The organism is Nocardia lijiangensis NBRC 108240, assembly GCF_001613045.1.
In the GTDB taxonomy this organism is placed as follows: Bacteria; Actinomycetota; Actinomycetes; order Mycobacteriales; family Mycobacteriaceae; genus Nocardia; species Nocardia lijiangensis.
The window spans coordinates 1-3,427 of record NZ_BDBP01000035.1; the positions used below are offsets into that span (position 1 = coordinate 1).

Genomic DNA, 3,427 nt, shown 5'->3' on the forward strand with positions numbered 1-3,427 from the left:
CGCTCCCCCGGCCCGGCCCGACGGCGGCCCGCTCGGCCTGCCCGCGGATTTCCTCATCGCGCCCGACGGCCGCGTGCTGGCGTCCAAGCACGGGTCGCACGTCTACGACCAGTGGTCGGTCGACGAACTGCTGGCCCTCGTGCCCGCCGAGCAGCTCCGGTGACGGCGATTGCCAGGCCGCTGCCTGCCCCGCGCACGGCCGGAGCGAAGCAGCCACGTGTCGTCAGGGCGTGCGCGCTGCTGAGCGCCGGGCTGCTCGCGGGCGCGTTCGGCTACGGCGCCGTCAACGTGGTCTATGCCTTTCGCGAGGTGCCGCTCGACGTCCGCTTCACCTTCCACACCGCGCTGATGCAGGTCAACGGGGTGGTCATGCAGTCGCTGATGGGGCTGGCCATCCTGAGCTGTGCGGTGCTGGCGGTACGCGCTACCGGTCGGCACCGGTGGACCGCCGGAGCAGCTGCCGCGCTGGCCTTTTCGTCCTTCTTGATCACGCGTCTCGGCAATGTGCCGATCAACCAGCACATCAAGCGCTGGGCGATCGAGGGCCCGCCCGCCGACTACGCCGAGATCCTCGGACGTTGGGAGGCATTCCATTTCGCCCGCACCGGCTGCGCGCTGCTGGCCTTCGCCCTGATCGTCCTGCTGACCATGTCGAACGATCCCGCAATCGAAAAGGAGACACACCCATGATGACCATCGAGCTGTTCGTGACCGCGGGTGTCCTCGACGCCGAGCGCAAACACCTACTCGCCGAACGCATCCTGCACACGCTGACCACCGAGGACGGTGCGCCGGACGCGGTGCTCGACAAGGCGCGCGAACTCACCCACGTGCTCGTCAGGGAGCCGGACGTGTGGGCCACCGGTGGACCCGCAGCGCCGCGCTACCTCGTCCGCCTCACCGTCCCCGGTTCGTGGAGCAACAACCCGCATTTCGCCGGTCACGTCGTGCCAGCGATCACCGAGGCGATCGCGGCGACCGAACCCGATCCGGAACGGCTCACCCGGGAACCGCACTGCGTGGTGCAGATCGTCGGCCTGCGCGAACACGGCCTCGCCACCCTCGGCCGCTCGCTGACCAGCACCGAGATCACCAAACTGATGACCGACGATTACCGCAAGTCCGGCGAAATCCGCGAAGCCCCCGAGGGTTTCGCCATCGACCCGGTCTGCGGGATGACCGTCGAACTGGCCACCGCCTCCCTCACCCTCACCCACGAAGGCGTCCACTACGCCTTCTGTGCCCCCGTCTGCCGCAAACTCTTCGCCGAGGAACACGCGATCCCCGCCTGACCCGAAACGCCGGCGGCGGTCCGGTCGATGTATTCCTTGCGCAGACGCACCCGTCGGACTGGTGTAGCGGTCCGGACGTCCTCGGCCGAGATTCGTGCCGCCGCAGATGAATTGAAGCAAACCGTCCGCGCGAATATTACCGATCGTTCTGAAATGGAGTGTGTACAGCCGATACGGACTCAACCCAGGATCGACATGACCCGTAGCCGCGCTGCCAGGAGAGATCCAGCGCGCGGCCGAGCATGTCTTCGCGGTCGAATTCCTTGGTACGCACCACTTTCCGAGCACAAGAAGACTATTGCGACCGATCGGTCAAATATGCAACACTGCGAGCCGCCATCCACAACCGAAGAACTGAACAAAGGATTCATCATGTCGTTCACCAAGCTGCTGAGCGCAGGCGTCGCCGCGCTGGCTTTCGGGGCAGTCCTCACCGCGGGCCCGGCTCTCGCCGAACCGCTCACCCCCACACCGGTGATCGCGCCCGGCGAGCCCGCACCGGGCGGGACGTCGTCGGGTAGCGCGCTGACCAACGTCTTCGAGCAGCTGTTGCGCACCCTGCGGTGCGGCTCCGCCGCCGTCTGCGTCTAGGTGCCCGGCGCGTAGCCCATCGACGGCACGGGTGGGATTGGCTCCGCCCGTGCCACGGGGGGCTCATAAGCGTTCGAGGGCGAACGCTGTCAACTCGGTCGTTGGACGGTGCGAATGAGCTGCTCGCCCTTTCGCTCCCGGACATCGACGCCGAGGGCGATCAGCTTCTCGTCGACTTCTTCGATGATGAGTGGCTTCTTGTCGGCGATAGCACGTCTGCGGGCCCGCAGCAGGACATTGACATCCTCATCGACTCCGGGCATGCCATCGAGCCAGCGGGCGAATTCCACGCCGAAGGGATCGTCGCGATCCAGCCATGGATAGCCGTGCTTGCGGAAAGCCGCCGCGATTTTGCGGCGGCCGAGATCGGACGCGCCGAAACGGGCCAGCCGCAACCGATTTCGGTCGACAAGGACCAGGTCGCCAGCCTCGCGGAACACGGCGTCGACCTGGGCACGCGGCACGTACTTCTCTCGCCTGTCCTTGGACAACTCGACATGATCGTCGGCGACGATGAGCGCAAGACTCTCCTTGCGCGCGGCATCGAAAAGGGTGAGCCCGGCCAGCAAACCGACGACCGCGGCGATGGGCACCAGCCAGACCGGCGAGATCGTCATCGCCAGCTCGAGCGGGCCGGGCACCGAGGGCAGGGTGTCGACCGCCCAGCCACCGACCGGCGGCACGGCGAACCCGATGCCGCAGCCGAGTGCGAGCCCGCCGAAGGCGAACAGCCACAACCACACTGCGGAAAAACGCAGCTCGGTGGGCGCGGATTTACTCGTCATCGGTCCTCCATTCCGATCGGACGCAGCAAGCGGGAGATCGTCGCGCGCACCAGTGGCCGCGGGTCGTACGGTTGCTCGGGGTCGGCGTTCAGGAAGGTCGCGTCGACGATCGACAGAATCCAGCGAGCCGTTTCCGCGGGCTCGAACCCGGGATCGATGTGCCCCTGCGCGATACCGCGTTCGAGCAGGGTGGTGAGTGCGGCGGCACTGAGGCGCGCATCCTCCAGCACGACGGCGGTGAGTTCTTCGTCCTGATCGAGACGACGCAGCAGCTCCACCATCAGACCCGGCGCCACCGGATCGAGCGACTCACCCGCCAGCGCGTCGACGATGTCGAGAATCGCGTCGAGACAATCGGTTCGGTCGATGTGCCGGGCGATGAGTTCGGTGTGCTCGGGAATCGACAGCTCGAAGATCGAACGGAAGACCGCCGCCTTGTCCGCGAAGTAGTAGAAAACACTGCCCGAGCTGAGTCCCGCCGCACGTGCGATCTGCGCGGCGGTGGTGCGCTCGTAGCCGTGGGTGGCGAACAGTTCAGCAGCGGAATGCGTGATGGCACTGCGCCGTTCGGCGACACGTTGTGGATCGATGGATCGGGCCATACATCGACAATATCATTAACTGATTGGCCAGTTAAATAATTCTCATCGCCGGAGTCTAGAGCCCGGTCGACTCGTTCGCCTCCCGCCCTACTGAGCAGGTCCAGGAACGCGAAGGCCGCCGCCGGAATCCCGGCGGCGGCCTTCGTGGTCGAACTAT

At 66.3% G+C, this 3,427-nt stretch carries 5 protein-coding genes and 1 pseudogene; 4 read left to right on the forward strand and 2 right to left on the reverse strand.

Annotation, left to right across the window (positions count from 1 at the left end; all coding sequences use genetic code 11):
* The 4 genes and pseudogenes from NL1_RS39435 to NL1_RS14025 all read left to right on the forward strand — a co-directional run.
* Nucleotides 1–163: pseudogene (locus NL1_RS39435) on the forward strand (AhpC/TSA family protein); the annotation flags it as partial.
* Nucleotides 160–690, forward strand: a complete 531-nt coding sequence (locus NL1_RS14015) for an anthrone oxygenase family protein (protein ID WP_245673253.1) — start codon at nucleotides 160–162, stop codon at nucleotides 688–690. The pseudogene NL1_RS39435 and the gene NL1_RS14015, both read left to right, overlap by 4 nt.
* Nucleotides 687–1,292 (forward strand): YHS domain-containing protein, encoded by a 606-nt coding sequence (locus tag NL1_RS14020; RefSeq protein WP_067839149.1) that lies wholly within the window; start codon nucleotides 687–689, stop codon nucleotides 1,290–1,292. The genes NL1_RS14015 and NL1_RS14020 overlap by 4 nt, the downstream gene beginning before the upstream one ends.
* A 372-nt stretch (nucleotides 1,293–1,664) precedes the next feature.
* Nucleotides 1,665–1,883 (forward strand): hypothetical protein, encoded by a 219-nt coding sequence (locus NL1_RS14025; RefSeq protein ID WP_156094838.1) that lies wholly within the window; start codon nucleotides 1,665–1,667, stop codon nucleotides 1,881–1,883.
* 89 nt (nucleotides 1,884–1,972) lie between these two features.
* Here the strand turns inward: NL1_RS14025 and NL1_RS14030 are convergent, their stop codons facing one another.
* Together NL1_RS14030 and NL1_RS14035 are read right to left on the reverse strand one after the other, a co-directional pair.
* Nucleotides 1,973–2,668, reverse strand: a complete 696-nt coding sequence (locus NL1_RS14030; RefSeq protein WP_067839155.1) for a YqeB family protein — start codon at nucleotides 2,666–2,668, stop codon at nucleotides 1,973–1,975.
* Nucleotides 2,665–3,270 (reverse strand): TetR/AcrR family transcriptional regulator, encoded by a 606-nt coding sequence (locus NL1_RS14035; RefSeq protein ID WP_067839157.1) that lies wholly within the window; start codon nucleotides 3,268–3,270, stop codon nucleotides 2,665–2,667. Before NL1_RS14035 ends, NL1_RS14030 begins: the two co-directional genes overlap by 4 nt.
* Between the last annotated feature and the right edge of the window lie 157 nt (nucleotides 3,271–3,427).